The sequence below is a fragment of the Sporichthya polymorpha DSM 43042 genome, from assembly GCF_000384115.1.
Lineage (GTDB): Bacteria > Actinomycetota > Actinomycetes > Sporichthyales > Sporichthyaceae > Sporichthya > Sporichthya polymorpha.
This window is the reverse complement of the sequence record NZ_KB913029.1, coordinates 2,194,723-2,217,184: the sequence shown is the minus strand read 5'-3', so window position 1 is coordinate 2,217,184 and position 22,462 is coordinate 2,194,723. Positions and strand designations below refer to the sequence as shown.

Genomic DNA, 22,462 nt, shown 5'->3' with positions numbered 1-22,462 from the left:
CTCAGTGTGCAGAAGAGCGGACGCGACTCAGGTCGAGGTGGACCCGCACCACAGCCGCGAAGTTGCGTGCCGGCACCGCCTTCGCGGCGGCGAACTCGACATCGCGGCGGACGAGGCCGTCGTGGCCGCGGCCGACGAACAGCTCGTCCTCGGCGGCGGCGAGGGTAAGGTCGACGGTGATCGCGCCGGCCTCGGCCCCGGCCCCGCCGACGTCCAAGCGTTCGGGCCGCGCGTCCCCCGCGTACGGGTGCAGCGTCCGGACCGTGACGCCCGCGCCCATGAGTCAGGTCTCAAATCGACCCAAACCGGTCTTCGGATCCGACCGGACGACGCGAATCTTTCCCACAGCGCCGACTGAAGTGAGCGCATTCCTGCAGGTCAGCGGCTCGGCCTCCGGGTCGCGCAGATCACATGACGGTTCGTCAGGCTGGGGCCGGTTCGGTGACTGCTATCGTGGTCCGCAGTTGCAAGTGTTTACGATCCACGCCGTTCCTGACGTCCGCGGATTTGTAGATCCGCAGGGCGCACAACGCATCACGAACGACGGAGCCCAGCACGCCCATCCGGGGCAGGCGACTCACCGTCGGATGCGGCAGGAGGAACACCATGGTTCAGGGCACTGTGAAGTGGTTCAACGGCGAGAAGGGCTTCGGCTTCATCGCCGTCGAGGGCCAGCCCGACGTCTTCGTCCACTACTCGGCGATCAACGCCAGTGGCTACCGCTCGCTCGACGAGAACCAGCGCGTCGAGCTCGAGATCACCCAGGGCCCCAAGGGCCCGCAGGCGGAGAACGTCCGCCCGGTCTGACCTCGCACTACCCGAACGGGCTCCGGGCACCACGTCCGGGGCCCGTTCGGCGTTTCGGCCGGCGCCACGGCAGGTCGAGACGGACCCACGACGGCAGTTCGTAACTCACGGCGACGCCACATCGCGCGTCGTCGGCCAACGCCTCGTACCCGCCGAGATATCCACCGGCGTAGAACTCCTGCTCCACCGTGAGATCGAGCCTCGGCGGCACCAGGGTCAGCGGAATGCGGTAGTGCAGGTCGCCGGCGAACTCCGGCGGGAGGTAGCGACCGAAGAACATCGTCAGCAGGTCCGCCGTCGCCCGCGCCACGTGAGGACAGGGCCCCCGGCCCGGGTTGCCGGGAAGGCGGACGGTGGCGTCGAGGTAGTCCCAGTGCTCGCCCTCGGCGAAGATCACCCGATGCCGAGGCCGTCTCATGGTCTCCCAGATCCCGTCCGGCAGCGGACTGTTCCGATCCATGCCCTCCCCCCAGACGAGCAGGTTCGGGATGTCGAGCAGCGGCAGCGGGAAGGGTTCCGCACCGAACCACTCCTGCCAGCCGCCGCTCAGGCCGGCGTAGGCGGACACCGGCCGATCGACCGCGAACCGAGCGCCCATCATCGCGCCGTAGCTGTGCCCGACCACTCCGGTCGCGGGCGGCGGCAGAACCAGGTCGGCGTGCACCCACCCGGACCGCACCCAGGACAGGACGGCCTCGAGCGTCGCCTCGTCCGGATGGGCCGGCTGCGAGGGATGGAACTGGCCCCCGGCATTGCCCGGGAGGTGGGGGACCACGACGACGTAGCCCGCCCGCGCGAGTTGCGCCGGGATCGTGAACCATCGGCGGTAATGCTCGCGGTCACCCGCACAGTGGCCGTGCGCGAACAGCACGACGGGGTACCGCCCACATCCTTTGAGGATGGGCGCGGTCTCAACCGCGCCGTCCAGGCTGGGGTAGAAGATCCGCAGCGGGACCGGGGGTGCGCTGGGGTCCGACCTGCGAGAGGTGGTCCCGCCGGAAGGCAGCGTGGTGTCCCCGAAAGCGAGACTGCGAGCGCCGTAGAACACGGGCGCGAGGGCGTGCGGTTGCCACGCGATGGGACACGTCATCGCGCACCTCGCGTCCCGGTGATGCTGAGCGCCCGGCGGAACAGCACCTCGGCGTCGTCGAACCGGCCGGCGCGCGTGAACGTCACGGCCAGCGCTTGAGCGGTGACCGCGGCGTCGTGCGGATCCCCGAAGGTCGTCTCCGCCAGCGCGACCGCGCGCAGATGCGCCTCCACCGCCCTGCCGCACGAACCGCGGACGAGATCGATTCCGTCGTCGACGGTGAGCAGTCGCGCGCGGGCCGAACCGACCAGCACCGCGGCCCACGCCGCGAACACGGCTGTCATGATCGCCGGACCTCGGCGACCGCCTCGCCGCATCGGGCGAAAGCACAAGCGGTGCCGGCCTCGTGATGACGGGGACGGGGATCGACGACAACGCTCATCGGAGGCTCCTCACGGTGGTCGGCTCTCAACCGATTCCGCGCCAGTTCCGGATCCGAGAAGCCAGAACCCACCTGGCGATCTGCTCGAGACGGAGCCCAGCCACCCGTCACCAATCCGGACCACCCACACGAACGGCGTCGCCGCGGCGAAGCTCAGCGGCGCCCAGGGTCAAGAGGGGTGACCCCGACGGCTTCGGTTCGATCTCCGAGTTCGGGATCGACGGTGACCCGAAGACCCTGTGCTACGTCCTGCGTGTCAAGAAGGTCGACTTCGCCGCCGAAGGCATGGCCGCGCACATCCACCGGGGCGCTAAGGGCAAGAACGGTCCGGTGCTGATCAACCTGGCCGCCCCGTTCGACGGGAACTCCGCCGACTGCCTCACCGAGGGCGAGACGCTGGCCAGCGGCGTGAAAGCCGTTCCCGGCAAGGTCAAGGTCGCCGAGATCCTCGCGAACCCGGCCCGCTTCTACGTCAACGTCCACACCCCCGCATACCCCGACGGCGCCGTTCGCGGCAGCTGAGCAGGGGTAGCGGACCGGCCCGCGACTCGCCATTCCGTCGACGACGCAGCGGATGTCGACCGGTCAGGACGGCGCCTCACCGGTCGATTCTGCGCAGCGGAGAGAGCCGGCGGCCGGACTTGAACCGGCAACCTTTCGATTACAAGGCGCCCGAGGGGCACCGCACCTCGCCCCACCAGCGGACGGGAGTTTCAGCTGGAGCCTCACGACCCCCTGGAACCACGCCGATCGCATCCTGCTTATCGTGAGATTTAACATGACGCGACTGGCCCTCCGGGCCGCGGCTCGGGGGAAGGCCCCCACGCCTCGTAGTTCGACGACCAACCAGCCGCAACCACCTGCGGTTGCCGCGTTTGGTACGGCCGAGCTGAAAGCCGCTGACGAATGGTCCGCACGTGCCGGAGACGACCGACCGCATAAGCAGCCTGTTGTCGCCCTCGAACAGATTCGCCGGAGCGTTCATCACGTCATCGCTGATGCATCCACGCACCGAGGGCCTGACCAAGCGTTCTCACTTCACTCGGAAGGTGTGTACCGCGGGGGTCGGGTCGAGGTTGCCTGATCGATCCACCGCCCGGACGCGGAAGGTGTGCTTGCCTTTGGTGAGCCGGGGCGATGTCCATACCGAGTTGCACGCCTTCCACTGACCGCGGTCCATCCGGCACTGAAAGCGCACCGGATGTTCGTTGGCGCTGAATTTGAAGGTCGGGGTCCGGTCCTTGGTGTTCGTGAACCGCTTCGAGGTCAGCGTGGTGCGCGGCGGTGTCCGGTCGACGACTGATGCCGCCGCCGTGAAGTGGTGGGTCGCGCTGGCGGCGTTGGCGCCCATGACGTCTCCGACGTAGACGGTCAGGGTGTGGGCTCCGGGTAAGACAGTGCCGGACCAGCTGGTCGGCCCGCAGGGCTGAGCGAGGTAGTTATCGAGTGCGCAGCTGTACCTCAGCCCGCTGCTTGGGGTGATGTTGTCCGCGGCGGTGAAGGTGATGGTGGGGTTCAGTCCGGTGTTCACCGGACCGTTGATGGATAGCTGAGGAGGAGTCAGGTCGCGCAGACGAAGTAGCGCGTTCTGCAGCCGATCCACCGTGGTGAACAGCGTCGCCGTCGCGCCGGTGGCCACGTTGACCGACACCACCTCCGAGCCGCCGCCCGCTGCGGCGCGGGTCACGACGACCGCCGATCCGTCCGGCGTCCAGCTCACGCCGCGCAGGTCACCCCCGGGCAGCACCGTGGTCGGTGCGCCGCCGGCGAGCCGGATGACCCGAAGCGCCGTGCCGCCAGCGGCCGGTGCCAGGTACGCGACGCGGCTGTTGTCCGGACTGACAGCAGGCTTGCGGGCACCCTCGGTGCCGGGAAGCGGGGCCGCCGTTCCGACGTCGCGCTCCTCGCCGGACAGGAGGACTCGGCGCAGGGCCGCGCCGACCGGGGACGCGACGACGAGGCCGGAGCTGTCGCGCAGCCAGGACGGTTCGGCGACGCCCGACACCCCGGAAACGACGCGCAAATCATCCGCAAGGCTCTGGTGCCAGAGCAGCAGCGCGCCGGTGGGTGACACCAGCGCGACGCGGTTCGAGTCCGGCGAGTAGGCGGGATCCGCGCCGTGAATGTCGTCGTGGCAGCTGACGCACTCCGTCAGGGTTCCGTACTGTCCACCTAAGAGGTCATAGCGCCACACCTCGGCCGTAGCGCCGGTTCCCTTCGTGTAATAGATCATGCGTCCGCCGGGTGCCATCGTGGGGGCGCTGGTGACCACACCGCCCGGGCCATCGGGAGTGATGGACGTACTCGACCCCACCGACCCGATCATTAGGTGGGTCTGGCCGCTGCCGTCGTCGCCGACCAGGATGAGCTCACGGTCCGCCGCTTCGACCGACACTCTTGGAGCCGCGGCAGTCTGGTCATTCATCTTCTCGTCGGCCGGGTAGGCCACGACCTCGTAAGTCTTCCTGCCTTCTCCCGGGAGGTCATCGAGGTAGGAGGTAGCACCGGCCGGCGCCTTGAAGGTGATGCTCGGATTCAGACCACCGGTCCTCACGATCTCGTACCGGTCCGGCAGGCGACCTGGACCCGGCTGCCAAGTGATCACATTGCGGCCCTGCAGCGCCGCGACCTTGACATTGGTCGGCGCGCTCACGCCCTTGACGTCGATCTGGAACTCGACGCTGGGGCTACGCCTGGTGTCGTCGGTGAAGCGCAGAAGGGCATCCCGGTTGCCGGTTGTGGTGGGCGTGACCGCCACGGCCGCGGTGCAGGACTGTCCTGACCCCAAGGTCGTGAGGCAGTCGGTGGACAGGACGGACCAGTCCGCGGCGCCTGGGCCGGCGAAGTCCAGTCTGGTGATCGTGACGGCGCTGGTCCCGGCGTTGCGGTAGGTCACCGTCCGCGTCCGGGTGGTTCCGACGACCACGCTCCATAGTTCGAGCCAGTCCGGTGACACCTCGACGGCCTCGAACGGCATTGAGCTGTTCCAACGCAACTCCCCGTGAGTGGTCGACCCGCCGGCTCCGGGGCACGTGATGTCGAAGGAGATCGCCATCTGCGAGGGTCGACCGTCCTCGGCGAAGGCGAGCTCATGGACCGTGAAGCTGCCCGTTCCCTGGCAGCCCGAGGAGTTCACTGAGCGGGATAGACCCGCGTGCGTCTCGTCCGCGAGTGAGGCGACCTGGTAGGTGCGCCCCGCCTCCAGCCGATCTTCACCAACGGGCGGATACAGCGTGACGCTCGCGCTGTCGAAATCACTGCTGTTCGGGTACTGCCGCGTGCCAGAAAGCCCGATTATGCCCGTGGTCGCGGCGTAGTTCCGCCTCCATACGGAGTCACCAGATTTCTCGCCGTACGCGAGCGCCCAGGTATCGGACCCGTTGTGCGAGCCGGTCATCGTCAGCACGTCGTAGGGCGCTGCGGGCCCGACCTCGACAGCCTCGGCCGAGCCGACCGGTGTCAGCAACGCCAACAGAGCCGCTGACACGGCGAGCAGGACACCTCGGCGCACGACAAATACCAACCCCTTCCCAAGCGAGGTTAGGAACGAAACGCACCGCCCGGCATCGGCCAAAAGCACTGGCCACCGCGGCCGATCGACCGATACTCACCGCTCGTCACGCCGCACCCAATTGCGCCGCGATATTTGCGGCTCGACAAACGCTCCGTCGCGCCTCGACCTTGGAGCACCGCCAGAGTGAAGGGGCTTGCGTCGTACCCGCCTCGCTCGTGGGGCCGGCCCGCCAGGCCGCCTTCGATCACAGCTGCGCCGGGTCGAGGTCCAATGCCAGACGCCGCGAGTCGTGATCTAGCCGTGCTGCTTAGCGGTCGTTCGAGCGGGGCCGGCCAGAACCCCGTGCGCCACCACGTCACTCATCGACAGGTTTCGCAGACAGCGAGCCTCCCGATGCGAGCAGAGTCGCGCGCAGGCGTCCGGAGTGAACCGAACCACTCGATGATGACGTCAACTTTCTTAACGTCATCGATGTCGCAAACGGCGAGAACCGCGCGTTTCCGCAGGTCAGAAGGGCCGGCGGCCGGACTTGAACCGGCAACCTTTCGATTACAAGGCGGACGCAGAACGTTGCACCTGCCTCCACGAGCGTACAGAAACCTCGCGTTGGGCCTCTGCAGCGTCTGCAACCACGACGGTCGCCACGATTTGGCCGCAGATTGGCTGGCAACGCGAGGACCTCTCGCGGGCTCACACAGTCTTCCTGCTAGTCCCCGATTTGGCCGCGGGCCGGCCAACTGCACCAAGGTGGTCGCACCGAGCGACCCGCTCGCGCAGGGCTGACCTCTGAGAAGACGCCCGGACCGTGGTTGCCGGGACACGCGGCGGCGCTCAGGAGTAGGAGCCTCTCAGCGTCCCCGCACCGCCAACAGGCGGACGACCTGGGCACCGGCGAGAGCGGACGCGGCGGCGACCGCGAGGATCAGGTAGAAGCTCTCCCACGAGGTGGTGCCCTCGGGGAGGATCGAGCCCACCGCGGCCGGTATGAACGTCTGGGCCGGAGCCTGAGCCGCCGTCGGAGCAGTCGAGGTGGGGAGCGCGCCCAGGCCCGCAGCGCCGAGACCGGCAGCGTCGATCCCGGTGGTTCCGGTGGACGGCAGCGCGGTGCCGCCCGTGGCGCCGGCCGCTGCGGCGGGGGCCGCGCCGGCGACTCCCCCGGCCAGCGAGTTGCTCGTGGCGGTCAGGGAGACCCGGCCGATCGTGACGGTCTCGGTGGTGGTGCCGCGCTCGGAAGTGTTGGAGAAGAAGATCTGCAGCGCGCCGGACATCACGCCGGAGACGTCCTTCTTCGCGTCGACCGCCGGGCCTGTACTCGTCGATCCGTCGGTGTAGGCGTAGATCTCCGGCAGGTAGGTCAGGGTGATGCCCGCCGGCTTGAGGGCGCCGTTGAGGGCTGCGAGGCCGGCGGTGTCGAGCGGCACCGGCGCTGACCCCAGCGCGGTGAAACCATCGCCGGTCAGGCCGGACTTCAGCCCGGCGAAGCTGATCGTGCCGAGGTCGGTCGTGGTCACGGGGGTGGTGCGTCCGTCGGGGCCGCGGGTCAGGCTCGCGAAGGACGAGACGTTGAAGACGTCGAGAATGCCGTCGAAGGACAGGGCATGGACGCCGGCCGAGCCCCGGGTGACGATCCCGTCCTCGCCGGCCACGCTGTCCGCGAAGGCGAAGGCATTGTTCTCCTCCGACGTTGCGGACTGACCGCCGATATTGACCCGGCCGGACGACTTGCCCGGCACCGCGTCCGCGACCAGTTCGTAGCCGCCCGCGTTCTGCTTGTTACTGGGCAGCACCGGGTCCTTGGCACTGACGTACCCGGGAAAGGTCGGCACGACCGGGAGGCCGGTACCGAACGTCGACTGCGCGACGCCGTTGCCGGTGTTCGGCAGCGACGACACGAGCGGCGAGTACGGCGCTCCGGCGTCGGCAGAGCTCTCCCCGTTGCTGTTGAGAATCGAGCTGGCGCCGTAGGACCCGACCGAGAAGGGGATGCCGAGCGGCACCCCGGGGTCGGTGAGCGTGGTCTGCAGCGCCACCGCTTCCGCGCTCATGTCGTAGATGTCGGGAGCGGCCGCGCTCGCGGTACCGGTCCACACCAATGCGCTCGCGCTGAGGGTGAGTATCGCGGCGGCGCCGAGACTCGTCGCACGGACGATTCGATGGAGCGAGCTCATGACGCCAGGCCTCCCAGGTACGAGTGCGCGATTGCTTCTTCACTGATCTCGGACGGTTCGCCGACGTAGGTCAACCGGCCGCGGTCGAGGATGTAGACGTAGTCGGCGAGTTCGAGCGCCCGCGCGACGTACTGCTCGACGACGAGCAGCGAGATTCCCGTCGCCGCCAACTGCCGCAGGTAGACGAAGATCTCGTCGACGATCTTCGGGGCGAGGCCCATCGAGACCTCGTCGAGCAGGACCACCTGCGGCTCGCACACGTAGGCGCGAGCGAGCGCGAGCATCTGTTGCTCACCACCGGACATGGTCCCGGCGCGCTGCTCGAGACGCTCACCGAGACGCGGGAAGGCCTCGACGGCCTGCTTCAGGGCCTTGCGCCGGTCCACCCCGGGCGGAGCCTGCAGGCGGATGTTGTCGGCGACGGTGAGCGAGGGGAAGATGCCGCGGCCCTCCGGCACATGGCACACCCCACGGCGGGCCAGCTTCTCCGACCGCTTGCCGGTCAGGTCCTCCCCGCCGAGGCGGACCTGTCCGCTCACCGGACTCAGCTGGCCCGAGGCGACCCGCAGCAAGGTGGTCTTGCCGGCGCCGTTCGCGCCGAGCAGCGCCACGACCGAAGCCTTGGGCACCGTCAGGGAGACGTTCCGCAGCACCAGACCCGTCTCGTAGCCGGCCGACACGTTGCGCAGCTCAAGCATGCGACTCGACCTCCGGGTTCACGTCGCCGCCGAGATAGGCGGCGCGGACCGTCTCCGAGGTCATCGCCTCGGTCGTGGGACCGGTCCAGATCAGCCGACCGAAGTCGAGGACGTAGACGGTCGAGCTGACGTCGGCGATCAGCGCCATGTCGTGCTCGACGAGCAGCACGCCGACGCCGGTGTCGCGGACGTGCTCGGACAGGACGCGGCCGAACTCCTCGGTCTCGTGCACGTCGAGACCCGACGACGGTTCGTCGAGCAGCAGGAAACGGAACGGACTGGCGATCGCCCGGGCCAGCTCGACGAGGCGCCGCTGCCCCGTGGAGAGGTCACGCACCCGGCGGTTCGTCACCGCCTCCAACCCACAACGGTGCAACGCCTGCCGGGTCCGCTCCGCGATCTCGCGGCGCTCGGACATCGGCGCCCAGAACTGACCCCAGGGCCGCCGCGAAGACAGGACGCCCTCGGGGCCCATGGAGACGTTCTCGATCACCGACATGGAGTCGAACAGCTCCATGCGTTGGAAGGTCCGGCCCAGTCCGGCCGCCGCCCGCGCCGGCGTGGACAGCTTGTCCAACCTCCGGTCGCCGAGCCGGACCCGACCGGTCGCGGTCCGGACCACGCCGGTGCAGGCGTTGAAGGTCGTCGTCTTCCCAGCGCCGTTCGGGCCGATCAGGGCGGTGATTCTGCCCGGCTCGGCGTGAAGGGACAACTGCGAGACCGCGGTCAGGCCGCCGAACTTGACGGTGACGTCGTCGATCTGGAGAGCAGGCATGCTCATCGGGTCGTCGCCCCCACGAGTTCGTTCTCGGATCGCTCTGCGGACTCGTGCGCCCGTGCCGACACCGGCGAACTCTCCCCGCGCTCGGCCCCGCGTTCCCGCAGCTGGGGCAGGCGGATGCCGGGCCACAGCGCCACCGCCAGGGCGAGCCCGCCGAAGATCGCGCCGCGGTAGTCGAGGAGGAAGCCGGAGTCCATCGGCGGGTAGATCTTCGCGACCGAGAACAGGAACGCGGCCAGCACCGGTCCGAGGATCGGACGGCGAGAGCAGAAGACCAGCACGGCGATGAGGACGAGGGAGTTGAAGTACCCGAACGGGCCGCCCGCGTCGCCGCCGGCACCGGTGGTGGCGCCACCGATCAGAGCGCCGCCGATGGCCGCGACGAAGGCCGAGAGGCAGAACACCGAGATCCGGGTCACCTTGGTCCGCACGGCGTGCGCGTCGAGGGCCGCCGGCGAGTCCGCCAGCGCCCGCAGGATGCGGCCGAGGCGGCTGCGGCGCACCATCAGCACGAGTCCGGCCATCAGTCCGGCGATGACGACGACGAGGTAGTAGTAGCCGGTGTCGCCCTGCGTCTCCAGGCCCGGCAGGTCGGGGCGGGCGATGATCTCGGAGTTGTCGAGGCCGAACATCAGGCCGGAGGTGTAGAGCAGGTTCTGCGCGAGCAGCCCGAACCCGAAGGTCGCGACGGCGAGGTACACCCCGGACAGCCGGAACGACGGAATCGCGACGATGGCCCCGGCCGGCACTGCGGCCAGGCCCGCGAGCAGCAGACACATCAGCCAGGGGAAGCCGGCCTGCTGCAGATGCGCGAAGGTCGAAGCCCCGATGGCGGCGAAGGCCATCTGGCACAGGGAGATCTGACCGGAGGACCACAGCAGCAGGGCCAGCGAGAGCAGGACGATCGCGAAGCCGAGGCCGACCGTGAACTGGTTGAGGTCGGAGGCCGCCACGATCTGAGGCAGCATCAGGAACAGCGCGGCCGTCGCAACCGCCATGCCGACGTTCACCCGGGCCGGGAACTCACGGATCGGGGGGAGCTTGCGGGCGCGCTTGCTGCCGCGCTCGATCAGCCGGGCGCGGGGCACGAAGAGTAGCGCCGCGACCAGCGCGATGAACGGAACCTGCGTGTAGAGGCCGGTCACCCAGGTGCTGCCCGCGCCGGCGAGTTCGTTGCCGAGCACATTGGTGGCGACGCCGATGCCGATGGAGGCGATGAAGGCGACCGCGAGGTTGTCGAAGGCGCCGAGCGCGGCCGCGCCGAAAGCGGTGATGTAGAGCAGCAGCATCAGGTTGACGTCGATGCCGAGCACCGGTGCGATCAGCATCCCGGAGATCGAGACGAAGCACGACCCGATCGCCCAGGCGTAGCGGCGGACGGTGATCGGGCTGGTCCCCTCGGAGGCCAGGAGCTCAGGATCGTCGACCAGGGCCTGCATGGCCAGACCGATGCGGTTGCGGCGGAAGAACAGGGTCAGCCCGATCGTGGCCACCAGTGCGAGGGCGACAACGATGATCTGACTCATCAGGACCTGGGTGCCGGCGATGGTCACCTGCTCCTGGGACAGGTACGGCGGGAACTGCAGCGTGGCGGTGCCGTAGGCCCCGGTGAGCACGGACTGCAGCAGCACGATGAGGCCGATGGTCGCGACGACCTTCATCACCGCGGGCGCCTCTTCGAGCCAGAACGCGATCCGCTCCAGGACGAACGAGCCGAGCAGGCCGACCAGCACCAGCGAGAGCAGGAAGGCGAGTGGCCACGACAGACCGGCGTCGATGCGGAAGGAGTAGAAGACGTACGCGGATGCGGCAGCCTGCGCGCCGATGGCGAAGTTGAAGATGCCCGAGGTCTTGAACGTCAGCACCAGGCCGAGGGCGGCGAAGGAGTAGATCGCCCCGTCGGAGATGCCGGTCAGCACGAACGGCCACATGTTGCGGGCCTCGGCGACCGGCGCCCCGATGATCACGACCAGCAGCGCGCCGGCGATCCAGCAGCCGGTGTAGCCGAGTCGACCGGTCAGGTCGGAGAAACGTTGCTTGACGGCGGTCACGGCGCACACACCCCACACGGAGTCCGGCCGACTCGCTCGTGCGTGGCCCGTGGGCTCGGGGCCCAGTCCCGGTCGTCGACCATCGCGCAGTCGAGCCGGTGGTAGAAGCGCTCGGTGCCGGCGAAGGAGTCGGTGTCCTCGACCGCGGCGGAGATCACGGCAGGAGCAGCGTCCGCGCCCAGGAGGAGTCGACGCCGGTCACTGCACGCGCGGCGGCCGCGCAGGAACCACAGGCCCTGCCCGGCACCGATCAGCACCAGGCCCAGGACAGCGATGTTGAAGGCCGGGATCTGAGACTCCATCGAGGCCCGGTCGGAGACCTCCCACCAGCCGGCGACGAGGACGATCGCGCCGACCGCCATCAGGACCGCCGACGTCACGGCGTCGGTCCGTTTCCAGGGGGTGCTTGCAGCGGTGGAGGACATCAGGACCGACCGACCGCCACGGTCGGTCGCGCTGCGCCGCGGTGGCCGGCGTGCCCGTTGGACTGCTCGGTCGCGGTCGCGCCGTTCTCGGCGGTGGGCAGGACGCCGGCGCCGGACTCCCGGATGGCCTGCTCGATCCGGTCCAGCTTGCGCCACTCGTCACGGAGGTCCGCCGACAGCCACAGCATCGCGCCGACGCCGATCAGCGCCATCCCCCCGAGCCCGCAGCCGGCGATGTACGGCAGCTGCTTGGCCGTGTACGCCGTCTCGCTGACCCCCAGCCACCCGATGAACAGGGTGACGGCGCCGGCGAGCACGCAGCCCCAGGCCCCCGCCCGGTCCCACTGCAGCCGAAGCCAACCGAGAATGTCAGTCCTCACGTCTCACTCCTGCACTCGAAAATCGGTGACGGCGAGGTGCCGCGGACGTTGCCATCAGTGCACACCCGGCGTGACGACGTTCACAGCGGTAGTCGCTACGGTCCCGTCCGGGCGAGCGCCCGCCCGCGTTCGACCAGCGCGTCGAACCCCTCTCCGATCAGGTCCCAGGTGGCGTCGGGCCGCTTCCCACTGCGGTGCAGGTGCACGTTCAGGGCCGTGATCGCAGCGAAGCGCCAGCAGGCCAGCGCCTGGTACCAGGCCAGGTCTGCGAGCGGCCGGCCCACAGCCGCCTGATAGCCGTCCGCGATCTCCGCCGGCGACGGCCCCCAGGTCATCCACGCCCGCCGGGTCGGGCCCCAGCAGGAGGGGTCGTACATCATCATCAGCCAGCCGACGTCCAGCAGCGGCGGTCCGATCGACGCGATCTCCCAGTCGACGACCCCCAACAGACGCGCGCCGTCGCTGACCCAGTTGTTCGAGTAGAAGTCGCCGTGGAGAACCGCCGGCTCCGGCTCAGCCGGACGGGTCCGCAGGAGCGTCTGCGCAAGCTCGAGCCCCACCGCCGTCCAGGCGTCGTTGCGGCCCTTGCGCAGAATCGGCTCCCAGGCTCGGATCTCCGTCTCCAGGGAGCGCGGGGCGGACCAGCCCACGAGCCGCTCGCGCCAGTCGATCCGGTGGATCGCCGCGAGCGCACGCACGGCCTCCTCGAAGACCTTGCCGGCATCAGCCCCACTCCCGGTCAGTGGCTCCCACGCACTGACCGACGCTCCGGGCAGTCGCTCCACCACGAAATAGGGCGAGCCGAACCAGGTCTCGTCATCGCCCCACCACCGCACCGCCGGGACCGGCACGCCGGCTTCCTTCGCGGCCTGCAGCACAGGAACCTGGCGCAGGACATCAGCCGGGCCTACGCGACGGAGGCCCGGCGGAGCGACGCGGACGACGAGGCGCTCCACCGTTCCGCCCGAACAGACGTCGAAGCCGAAGCTGATGCCGGCGTGCCCGGGCATCGGCGCGACCCGGGCCACGCTCGCCGCCGAGCCGTAGTGCGCTGCGGCCCAGCGGGAGAGCAGCGCAGTGCTCGCTCCGAGGTCGGAGACGGCGAGGCGGGGCACGGGGATGTCGTCGTCGGGCATATCGCCATCGCAGCGCGTGACCGTGTCCGGGTCAGCCGTACTCCCTACTGCTGCGCAGCGCCCCCGGTCCCGCGTGGGATGAGCCCATGGAATTCGTGATTGTCAGGCACGCCGAACCGTCAGCCATGCGGGTGGAGTCCGGCGCCGCCGACCCCGGCCTGACGTCCCTCGGTCGAGCGCAGGCGCAGGCGTTGGCGGACTGCCCCGCGCTGGACGCCGTGGACGTCATCGTCCAGAGCCCGTCGCGACGGGCGACCGAGACCGCGCGGCCGATCGCGGAGCGGTTCGGGATCGACCCGGTGACCGTTCCCGGCCTGGCCGAGTTCGACCATGGCCAGGCCGAGTACGTCCCGGTGGAGCAACTGCGCGAGCTCCGCGACGGACGCTGGGACGCGATGGTGCGCGGGGAGGCCTACGGCGAGGTCGACGTGCCTGCGTTCCGCGCACGCGTGGAGCAGTCGTTCGCCGAGCTGGCCGCCGCAAATCCCGGGCGGCGCCGGGTAGTGGTGGTCTGCCACTCCGGCGTCATCAACGCCTACACCGGAGGCGTGATCGGCATGGCGAAGCTGCTCTGGTTCGCTCCGGCCTACAGCAGCTTCAGCCGGGTCGCGGCGGCGCGCGACGGACGCCGCGGGATCGTCTCCCTCAACGAGACCCCGCACCTGCTGGGGCTCGACCACGCGACGCCGAGGCTGGCGGCGGGCGCATGACGCTCCGACTGGGCGGCCGAACTGCGCTGGTGGTCGGCGGATCGAGCGGCATCGGGCTGGGCATTGCACGACGCCTGCAGGCTGCCGACGTGACGGTGCACATCACCGGCACCCGAGAGGCTGCCCGCTACGGGGACGACATCGACGGGCTGAGCTATCACCGCCTCGACGTGGTCGACGGCGCGGCCGTGGCGGATCTCGCGTCGCGTCTGGAGTCCTTGAACGTCCTCGTCTACAGCGCCGGCATCGTCGCGTACCGGCGTGCCGAGTACGACATCGCGACCTTCCGGAACGTCGTCGAGGTGAACCTGGTCGGCGCCATGTCGTGCTGCTCAGCGTTCCACCGGTCGCTGGCCGCTACGGACGAGGCCGCTGTGCTGCTCATCGGATCGACCTCGAGTTTCATCGCCACGCCCGGGCAGCCGGCCTACGGGGCCAGCAAGGGCGCCCTCGTCACGCTCGTGAAGTCACTCGCCAAGGCCTGGGCCCGCGACGGCATCCGCGTCAACGGCCTGGCTCCCGGTCTCGTCGAAACGAAGTTGACCTCCGCGAGCCGCGACAATCCGGCGGCCTACGCGGCCTCACTGGAGCGGATCCCGCTGGGCCGGTGGGGAACGACCGAGGAGATGGGCGACGCCGCGGCGTTCCTCGTCTCGCCGCTCGCGTCGTACATCACCGGCCAGATGTTGTTGGCCGATGGCGGGGCGACCCTGCTCTAGAGCCGGCGTGGATCAGAGAGCGGTGCAGCCGCCGTCGACCGTCAGAACGGCGCCGGTGGTCCATCGGCTCTCGTCCGCGGCCAGGTACACGAACGCCCCGGTGACGTCCAGGGCGTTCCCCAGACCGAGAGGATGGCGCTGCGCCATCAAGGCCATCGCCTCGGCACCGTTCTCGGCGTGGATGGCGGAGGGGAACACCCCGGGGCACACGCAGTTCACGCGGACCTTGTCCTCGGCGTACTCGACGGCGGCGACCTTGGTGAGCTGGATGACCGCCGCCTTGCTCACCCCGTAGGGGGCCGCGAAGGCCCAGGAGGTCAGCCCGGCGATCGAGGCGGTGTTGATGATGACGCCTCCCCGCTGGGGGCGCATGACCCGCAGCGCGCTCTCCACGCCGTGGAGAGCGCCGAAGAAGTTGACGTCGAGCACGCGTCGCCAGTTGGTCGCCGTTTGCCGGTGGATCCGGGCGGTCGGTCCCAGCACGCCGGCGTTGTTGATCATCACGTCCAGCCGCCCGTGCGTCTCCGCCGCGAGGTCGACCACGGCGTCCACGGCGGCCCGGTCACTGACGTCGGCGACGAGGGTGGACACCTTGGTACCCGCCCCCTCCACGGCGTCGGCGGCCGCGTCCAGCGCCGCCGGGTCGCGGTCGCTCAGCACGAGCCCGGCCACACCCTCGGCCGCGAAACGCTGAGCCAATGCCCGCCCCAGGTCCCCGGCCGCACCGGTGATGACCGCGGTCTTCCCGGTCAGTCGCACGACCGGCCCGAGAAGAAGCGGGTGGAGGGACGGCCCGCCAGGATGTCACCCAGTCCGGCGAGATCTCCCCGCTCGGACCGCCAGGCCTTGTAGGCGTCGAAGTGCGCCCGGGAGATCCAGCGCTCGCAGAGCAACACCGTGGTGGGTTCGTCGAGGTCCTGCTCGACGAGGACTTCCTTGCACCCGTCGAACGAGCGGGTATCAGGCAGGATCTGGTGCAGGAGATCAAGCAGGTCGTCGACCCGATCGGGTCGCGCCCGGAACTCCACGAGGACGAAGACACTCACGACGAACGTCCCTCCGGTTGCCGACAGGCAGGTCAGACCAGGTTCTCCTCGCCGAAGGCCGGGCCGCACGCGTAGTCACTACGGTCGATCGCCGGCACCCACCCGGGTTCAGTGATCCCCGTGAGACAGCCACAGTCAGCGCAGTGCCGGGTCGACGCGACACCGGCGATCGACGCGAGGCCGGAGCAGTTGTTCGCCCCGATCAACGACCTCCCCCTGTCGATGGTCTACACGATCGGGATCCTGGACGCGGAAGACGGGAGCAGTTGGTTCCCGGTCCGCGGGTTCTTCACCGACGTCACCCGGAGCGCGCGCCCGATGGTGGCTCCGCCGGGCGGCGACTACACGCTCGCTCCCGAGGCGGCCGACTGTTACAGCGGACCGGTGGAATCGGGTCGGCGCGACGCCTCGTGGGGCTTCCGGCAACCGGACGGAACCTCTCTGCTGACCCTGAACGGATCTGACGTCGAACTGACCGAGGGCGGGTTCCTGGCCATCGGCGGCGACGCGGTCGGTCCCGCCTGCCGCCTCTCGGTCGACCACCGCGACCATCCGCTCGTGTACACCTCGCGAGCCTTCCGGGTCCGCGGACGGATCCGCGACTGCGCCGTCGACGGCGTGCTGTTCGTCGACGCCATCCACACCCTGCCGGGCCGATCGCTGTTCCCCAGCCCCTACGTGGAGTCGCTCCAGGTGGCCTGGTGCAGCTTCGCCAACGAGTTCGTCGACGGCAGCTGGGAATCCGGGCTCCTGCTGGCGGGCCGGGACGGCTACAGCGCACTCTGCGTCCAGCACGACGGACAGCCCCTCGCCGCGACAGGCCGACTCGATTCGGCCGCCTACGACGTCGAGGCCACCGAGCCGGGATTCCCGCGGCGCGTCACCGTGAGCGGCGCCGGCCAGAGCTTCGACTGGCGAGCGCCGGACGCGGGACGCTGGCCCGTGATGAGCCACTACGCGCCGGACCACCGGATGCGGCGCGGAACGCTCCAGCGGATGGGGGCCGGGCCGGTCCGGCGCTCCCTTGCGCTCGTCGAGGGCTACGTGGATCGAATGGCCGAACACCCCTAGGCCGTAGCGGTTACTGCTGTGAGTCGTATCGCACCGCGTGAGGCTGAACTGAACAGCTCACCTCGCGTGGAGGTCACGATGTCGCAGCCCAACTACACCATCGATTTTCGGGCGATCGAGTCCGCGGAACAGGACCTGGTCGGCGGGAAGGGTGCCAACCTCGGACGGCTCACCTCGGCAGGGTTCGAGGTCCCGCCGGGGTTCACGGTGTCGACGACGGCGTACCGGGACTTCCTCCGGCTGACGGGACTCGATGCGGTCGTCGAGCAGTACTGCCAGGAGTTCGACTACGACGACCCGTCCGGTCTCGACGACCTGACCACCAAGCTGCGCAGTGAGCTGACCTCGGCGAGCGTGCCGCCCGAGATCGCCGGCGCCATCGCGGCCGCCTACGGCGGTCTCGGCGTGGATGCCTTCGTGGCCGTCCGGTCCTCGGGCACGGCGGAGGACCTGGCCGAGGCCTCCTTCGCCGGGCAGCACGACACCTACCTGGACATCAGCGGCGAGGATGCCGTCATCAGTGCGGTGAAGCGGTGCTGGGCCTCGCTGTGGACCGCCCGCGCCACCGCCTACCGGGCCAGGAACGGGATCGACCACGGCGGTGTGGCCATCGCGATCGTCGTCCAGACGATGGTCCCGTCCCAGGTCGCGGGCGTGCTGTTCACCGGGAACCCGATGACGGCGGCCACGGACGAGATGGTCATCAACGCCTCCTGGGGTCTCGGCGAGGGCGTCGTCTCGGGGATCACCCAGCCGGACGAGTTCGTCGTGGCGGCGGACACCCTGCAGATCCTCACCAAGCGCCTCGGCGAGAAGGCCGTCATGGTGGTGCGCGACCCGGCCGCCGGGGTCGGCACGGTCGAAGCCGACGTTCCCGGCGTCGACCGGTCGCGGTTCTGCCTCACCGACGCCGAGGTCGCGCGGCTCGCCCAGCTGGGACGACGGGTCACGGAGTACTACGACCGGATCCCGCAGGACATCGAGTGGGCGCTGGTCGACGGGCGGTTGTTCCTGCTCCAGTCCCGGCCCATCACCGGGGTGCCGTTCGCCTGGCCCGAGGACCTCGAGCCCTGGCAGAAGTACTCCGACCCCGACGCGGTGTGGTCGCGCGCCTGGTCCGACGCCTTCTGGACCGGGGCCATCACGCCGATGATGTACTCCTACCGGGCGAAGTGCTTCAACGAGATGTACAGCTTCGCGATGAAGACCTACGGCGTGACCGAGCTCGTCAAGATCCCGTGGATGAAGTACTACAAGGGCGAGGCCTACTACAACGCGGCCGCCGAACCGATCATCGCGCGCACCTTCCCCCGGGCCCTGCGCAACGGCCTGTTGGAGACCGCAACGCCGCCGGAGAAGGAGCGCGCGGCCACGGAGCCGATGAACGTGCGCGGCTTCCTCAAGTGGCACGCCCGCAGCCTGCTCGACCCCACGATGAACCCGATCCAGTACGTCAACGTGATGATGGAGAAGATCAGCGGCGACACGAGCCGCGTCGACGGCCTGACGGCAGATCAGCTGAGTGCGCTCTCCGATCGGGCGCTACGGCGCTACTGCGATGACCTCGTCGATTTCGAGATCGAGTTCTGCCTCCAGAACGTCTCCATGATGTGGATCGCGCCCTACCTGATGAACTCCCTCGCCCACATGGTGGAGAAGTGGGCCGGGATGGGCCCGGAGACCTTCGGAGCGCTCGTCACCGGCAACCCGGAGCGCAGCGCCACCTCGGACGAGAACCTCTGGCTGTGGCGGTTGGCGCGCAAGCTGCACGCAGATCCGGAACTCCGTGCGCTGTTCGCCGACAACCCCGACGGCGCCTTCTTCGCTGCGGCGCAGACGCACCCGACCGGGGCGACCTGGCTGGCGGAGTACCGCGAGTTCGCGGCGGTGCACCACCACCGCGGGCACGCCGACCGGGACATCTGCCTGCCGCGTCGCTGCGAGGACCCGAGCATCGACTACAACTCGCTCAAGGCCTTCCTCACGGCCGACGACACCCACGACCCGGAGTCGACCGAGCAGGAGAACACCCGGCGCCGTGAGGCCGCGTACGCCCAGGTCCTCAGCAAGCTGCGTGGGAACTTCCTCGGGGCGGTGAAGGCCGAGGCCTTCAAGGGCGTCCACGCGGAGATCATGCGCGTCTACGTCTACCGCGACCACATGCGGTACTACATCGACCGGTCCACCTACTCGCTACGGCGGGGAATCCTGGAACTCGCGGACCGGCTCGTCCAGCGTGGTCTGTTGAACAGCGTCGACCAGATCTGGTTCCTCGGCTTCGACGAGGTGTACGACCTCCTGGAGGGCCGGGTGAACCTGGCGCTGACGCAGGCGAAGATCGCGACGCGCAAGGCGGACTTCGACGCCATCGACAGCCAGGACGTGGTGCGGCCGGCCTTCCTGCAGCAGAACCGCGAACTGACGTTCGCTCAGGAGAGCCGCGACGACTCCACCGGTGTGCTGCACGGCTACGGGACCAGTCCGGGCACGGTCATCGGCACCGCGCGTGTCGTGAAGAGCCTCAAGGAGATCGGCAAGCTCAGCCAGGGCGACATCCTGGTCTGCCACGCGACCGACCCCGGCTGGACACCGGTGTTCCTGGTCATCGCCGGCGCGGTCATCGAGACCGGCGGCATGCTGGCCCACGCCTCCTGCCTCGCGCGGGAGTACGGCTTCCCCGCGATCCAGTTGGAGTCCGCGATGCAGCGCATCCCCGACGGCGCCACCATCCAGCTCGACGGGAACACCGGTCAGGTGACGATCCTCGAGGAGCGGTCCGCCACTCCGGCGGCGTAGTCGCACGGTCAGGGCGCGAGAGTGCCGGGCCCGGCCGCCGCCTCCTCCGGGAGGGCGGCGGCCAGGTCCTTCCGCCCGGAGACACCGAGCTTCAGATAGACCCCTTGGAGCCTGGTCTCCACGGTCCGGACGGAGAGCTGCAGGCGCGCCGCGATCGACTTGTTCGACTCACCGCGGGCCGCGGCCCAAGCGGTCAGGAGCTCGGCCCCGGTCAGGGGCTCACGCCGGCCGAGTCCGGACAGGGCCGGCGTCCGCGCGCCCTCGCAGTGCTCGGCCAGCCCCAGTGCGTAGTTGCGCGCCGCGGTCTCCCGCCTGGCGTCGCCGGCGGCCTGCCAGGCGGCGCGGGCATCGGCGGCGGTCTCCGCGCCGAGCAGCATCGCGCCGAGCCCTTCGAATTCCCGGGCCGTCCGCTCGAGCAGATCAGGATCCCCGTCGACGACCCCGCGGGCGTGATCGGCGTAGAGCCCGACCCAGACCCCGTCGATCTCGGTCCGCAGCCCCTCCAGAGCCGCGGCCGCGTCCGCGGCGTGCCCGATCCGCACCAGCGCGTGCAGCGCCGACGCCTCGTGCACGTGGTCACCGATCGCGCGGCAGCGGTCGGCCGTCTCGCGCAGAATCCGGGCCCCCTGTTCGGTCTCGCCCTCGGCCACGGCCAGCCACGCCCGCGCCTCCCCGGCCAGGCCCTCGGAAAAGGCATGCGTGACCGCGCCGGCAATCGAATCGAGAGCACGGCGCGCGGCCGCCGGTCGACCGAGCATCGCTTCGATCAGCGCGATCATCCGCGCCGACTCCTGACCGACCAGGTCGTAGGAAAGTTCGGCGGCGAGGGCCTCGGCCTCGTGGACCAGCTTGAGTGCGCTGCTCAGCCGCCCGGCCTGCATCTGACGGCGGCCCAACGCTGAGGCGAAGGCCATCTGCATCTCGGACGACCCGATCTCGGCGGCCCGCCGGTACTGCTCCTGCAGGCCGTCAATGCTCTCCAGGAGGCGGCCGGTGTAGACGAGATGCTGATTCGTGGCGGTGCTGGTGGGGATCTGCCACCAACCGAGCCGTGCCTCGTCGCTGCCGTCGACGTCCCGCCGCGCCAGGTCCTGCTCAGCGAGTCGATGCTGCCCGGCGCGCGAGTGCGCGATCGCGCGGGACTCGAAGAAGGGGTAGGCGGCCGCTGCATCCGCCGTCCCGAACGAAGGAACGGGGAGGTCGAGCGCGGCCCGCGGCCCTTCCAGGATCAGTGCTGCCGTGCAGGCGCGCGCGGCGACGGCCGCCCGGAGGCCGGGATCGCGGAGATCGGAACCCAGGGAGCGCAGGAGACGTCGCATCTCCTCCGGCCGCCCGCGACCCTGCGCGATGTCAACCCGCGCCAGCGTCGCGCGGACGCGGTTCGCCTGATCCTCGTCGGTGCACAGGCGGGCGAAGAGAAGGTCCGCCTCATCGGGTTTCCCCAGCCGCAGCAGCAGCTGCGCGGTCATGAGCTCGGCCTCGAACCCGGCCCCCGCCTCGACCGCAGCCGAAGCCAGGCGGTGCGCAACGTCGAGGTCGAGCCGCCACCGGGCGGCCGTGGCCGCGGTCAGCAGATGGTCGGGGGACGCACCGCCGGCGCGCAGGCGCCACATCGCGACCCGCAGGATGTCGTCGTGCCGGCGGAGCCCGGTGGATTCCACAGCCTGCGCCAGCGACCGGCAGAGCCGTTGCTCCTGCTCCTCGCTCATCTGGGCGGACAGGACCTCACCGTAGAGCGGGTGGGACAGCCGCAGCTCCAGTCGTCGCCCGTGATCGCGGCTGGCGATCAGGCCGACGTCCTCCAGCCGCTCGGCCACGGCGAACGACGAGAGCAGGTCCAGTTCGCGGGTCCCCAGCGGCTCGCCCACCGCCAGCAGGTCGAGCAGCCAGCGCTCGGCAGCGGTCAGCCGCCCCAACCGGGCCTGGACCAGCTCGGCCAAGCGGGCCGAGGGCCGGGACAGGCCGACCATCCGCCACAGGTCGTGCTCGAAGCGCAACGTCCCGTCCATGCGCGCGGCCTCGACCAGCTCGCGCAGGTACAGCAGGTTTCCCTGGCTGCGGGCGGTCAGCGCGGCCAGCGCGGCCCCGTCGATCGGTCCGCCCAGGACCGACCCGAGCAACTGCTCGATCGCGGGTTCCGCCAACTCGGTCAGGTCGACCCGATCGAGGAGTCCGTCCTTCCACAACGCCGTCACCGCATCCGGGGCCGGCACGCGGTTGCGGATGGTCACGACCAGGAACGTCGCCGCGCTCTGGGCCAGCTGCTGGAGCAACAGTGCGGAGGCGTTGTCGAGCAGGTGGGCATCGTCGACCACGACGAAGATCCGCTCGGACCCGGCCTGGTCGATCACGTGCTGGACGACGTCCTGCAGGAGCGTGAACGGGTCGTTGCCGCGGAGCGGCATCGTGCCCAGGGCCGAGAGCGCCGACGTCATCGCTCCGAGCGGCACGTGGGCCGCTCCGGTGGTGCCGGTCGCGACCAGCGTCGGGATACCAGCGTGGGCGACGCTGCGCCTCAGTTCGGCGGCCAGTCGGCTCTTGCCGACGCCGGCCGACGCCGCCAGAACCACACCGCGACTGGTCGGATCCTCTACGCGTGCACGTATGAACGCCATCTCTCGATCGCGCCCGACGAGCGGCCACTCAGCCATGCGTCGACGCTAGATCGGGGGTCACCCGCGCACAGCA

At 69.8% G+C, this 22,462-nt stretch carries 20 protein-coding genes; 6 read left to right on the top strand and 14 right to left on the bottom strand.

Features of this window, described 5'->3' with window-relative positions; translation table 11 throughout:
* Position 1 precedes the first annotated feature (1 nt).
* Positions 2-280, bottom strand: a complete 279-nt coding sequence (locus SPOPO_RS0110985) for a hypothetical protein (protein ID WP_019874825.1) — start codon at positions 278-280, stop codon at positions 2-4.
* 326 nt (positions 281-606) lie between these two features.
* On the opposite strand from SPOPO_RS0110985, the gene SPOPO_RS0110980 reads away from it, so the two are divergent.
* A complete protein-coding gene (locus SPOPO_RS0110980; protein WP_019874824.1) occupies positions 607-807 on the top strand; it encodes a cold-shock protein in 201 nt (66 codons plus the stop codon).
* Between the two features lie 7 nt (positions 808-814).
* On the opposite strand, the gene SPOPO_RS0110975 is transcribed toward SPOPO_RS0110980, so the two are convergent.
* Both SPOPO_RS0110975 and SPOPO_RS0110970 read right to left on the bottom strand, forming a co-directional pair.
* A complete protein-coding gene (locus tag SPOPO_RS0110975; RefSeq protein WP_084670996.1) occupies positions 815-1,897 on the bottom strand; it encodes an alpha/beta fold hydrolase in 1,083 nt (360 codons plus the stop codon).
* Entirely contained in the window at positions 1,894-2,181 is a 288-nt protein-coding gene (locus SPOPO_RS0110970) for a tetratricopeptide repeat protein (RefSeq protein ID WP_169577189.1), read from the bottom strand. Before SPOPO_RS0110970 ends, SPOPO_RS0110975 begins: the two co-directional genes overlap by 4 nt.
* 65 nt (positions 2,182-2,246) lie before the next feature.
* Between SPOPO_RS0110970 and SPOPO_RS33715 the strand changes: the two genes are divergently transcribed.
* On the top strand, positions 2,247-2,801 hold the full coding sequence (locus SPOPO_RS33715; protein WP_084670994.1) for a CHRD domain-containing protein: 555 nt from the start codon (positions 2,247-2,249) through the stop codon (positions 2,799-2,801).
* Positions 2,802-3,312: 511 nt separating this feature from the next.
* On the opposite strand, the gene SPOPO_RS0110960 is transcribed toward SPOPO_RS33715, so the two are convergent.
* From SPOPO_RS0110960 to SPOPO_RS0110930, 8 genes are all read right to left on the bottom strand, one after another.
* A complete protein-coding gene (locus SPOPO_RS0110960) occupies positions 3,313-5,766 on the bottom strand; it encodes a choice-of-anchor D domain-containing protein (RefSeq protein WP_156869799.1) in 2,454 nt (817 codons plus the stop codon).
* An 875-nt stretch (positions 5,767-6,641) separates the two neighbouring features.
* Positions 6,642-7,961 carry a hypothetical protein gene (locus SPOPO_RS0110955; protein WP_084670993.1) on the bottom strand — a complete coding sequence of 440 codons (1,320 nt, stop codon included), beginning with the start codon at positions 7,959-7,961 and terminating at the stop codon, positions 6,642-6,644.
* Positions 7,958-8,659, bottom strand: a complete 702-nt coding sequence (locus SPOPO_RS0110950) for an ABC transporter ATP-binding protein (protein WP_019874818.1) — start codon at positions 8,657-8,659, stop codon at positions 7,958-7,960. The genes SPOPO_RS0110955 and SPOPO_RS0110950 overlap by 4 nt, the downstream gene beginning before the upstream one ends.
* Positions 8,652-9,434, bottom strand: a complete 783-nt coding sequence (locus SPOPO_RS32700; protein WP_051098350.1) for an ABC transporter ATP-binding protein — start codon at positions 9,432-9,434, stop codon at positions 8,652-8,654. Before SPOPO_RS32700 ends, SPOPO_RS0110950 begins: the two co-directional genes overlap by 8 nt.
* 2 nt (positions 9,435-9,436) lie before the next feature.
* Positions 9,437-11,491 carry a branched-chain amino acid ABC transporter permease gene (locus SPOPO_RS31980; protein WP_156869797.1) on the bottom strand — a complete coding sequence of 685 codons (2,055 nt, stop codon included), beginning with the start codon at positions 11,489-11,491 and terminating at the stop codon, positions 9,437-9,439.
* Entirely contained in the window at positions 11,488-11,871 is a 384-nt protein-coding gene (locus SPOPO_RS0110940; RefSeq protein ID WP_019874817.1) for a hypothetical protein, read from the bottom strand. Before SPOPO_RS0110940 ends, SPOPO_RS31980 begins: the two co-directional genes overlap by 4 nt.
* A 44-nt stretch (positions 11,872-11,915) precedes the next feature.
* Positions 11,916-12,296, bottom strand: coding sequence for a hypothetical protein (locus SPOPO_RS32695; RefSeq protein WP_019874816.1), 381 nt, complete (start codon positions 12,294-12,296; stop codon positions 11,916-11,918).
* Between the two features lie 95 nt (positions 12,297-12,391).
* Positions 12,392-13,432, bottom strand: a complete 1,041-nt coding sequence (locus SPOPO_RS0110930) for a phosphotransferase family protein (RefSeq protein ID WP_019874815.1) — start codon at positions 13,430-13,432, stop codon at positions 12,392-12,394.
* A gap of 86 nt (positions 13,433-13,518) precedes the next feature.
* Between SPOPO_RS0110930 and SPOPO_RS0110925 the strand changes: the two genes are divergently transcribed.
* Both SPOPO_RS0110925 and SPOPO_RS0110920 read left to right on the top strand, forming a co-directional pair.
* Positions 13,519-14,142: a histidine phosphatase family protein gene (locus SPOPO_RS0110925; protein WP_028984688.1), complete on the top strand. Its 624-nt coding sequence runs from the start codon at positions 13,519-13,521 to the stop codon at positions 14,140-14,142.
* Positions 14,139-14,861 carry an SDR family NAD(P)-dependent oxidoreductase gene (locus SPOPO_RS0110920; RefSeq protein ID WP_028984687.1) on the top strand — a complete coding sequence of 241 codons (723 nt, stop codon included), beginning with the start codon at positions 14,139-14,141 and terminating at the stop codon, positions 14,859-14,861. Before SPOPO_RS0110925 ends, SPOPO_RS0110920 begins: the two co-directional genes overlap by 4 nt.
* A 12-nt stretch (positions 14,862-14,873) precedes the next feature.
* Here the strand turns inward: SPOPO_RS0110920 and SPOPO_RS0110915 are convergent, their stop codons facing one another.
* Positions 14,874-15,620 carry an SDR family NAD(P)-dependent oxidoreductase gene (locus SPOPO_RS0110915; RefSeq protein WP_019874812.1) on the bottom strand — a complete coding sequence of 249 codons (747 nt, stop codon included), beginning with the start codon at positions 15,618-15,620 and terminating at the stop codon, positions 14,874-14,876.
* Positions 15,611-15,907, bottom strand: coding sequence for a putative quinol monooxygenase (locus SPOPO_RS0110910; protein ID WP_019874811.1), 297 nt, complete (start codon positions 15,905-15,907; stop codon positions 15,611-15,613). The genes SPOPO_RS0110915 and SPOPO_RS0110910 overlap by 10 nt, the downstream gene beginning before the upstream one ends.
* Positions 15,908-16,027: 120 nt before the next feature.
* Here SPOPO_RS0110910 and SPOPO_RS0110900 point away from each other — a divergent pair, with 120 nt between their 5' ends.
* Both SPOPO_RS0110900 and SPOPO_RS0110895 read left to right on the top strand, forming a co-directional pair.
* The gene (locus SPOPO_RS0110900) at positions 16,028-16,978 is read left to right on the top strand and encodes a hypothetical protein (RefSeq protein WP_156869795.1); all 951 of its coding nucleotides are present in this window, start codon (positions 16,028-16,030) and stop codon (positions 16,976-16,978) included.
* Between the two features lie 78 nt (positions 16,979-17,056).
* Entirely contained in the window at positions 17,057-19,774 is a 2,718-nt protein-coding gene (locus tag SPOPO_RS0110895; protein WP_156869793.1) for a PEP/pyruvate-binding domain-containing protein, read from the top strand.
* A gap of 8 nt (positions 19,775-19,782) precedes the next feature.
* Here the strand turns inward: SPOPO_RS0110895 and SPOPO_RS0110890 are convergent, their stop codons facing one another.
* On the bottom strand, positions 19,783-22,425 hold the full coding sequence (locus SPOPO_RS0110890) for an AAA family ATPase (RefSeq protein WP_156869791.1): 2,643 nt from the start codon (positions 22,423-22,425) through the stop codon (positions 19,783-19,785).
* Positions 22,426-22,462 lie beyond the last annotated feature (37 nt).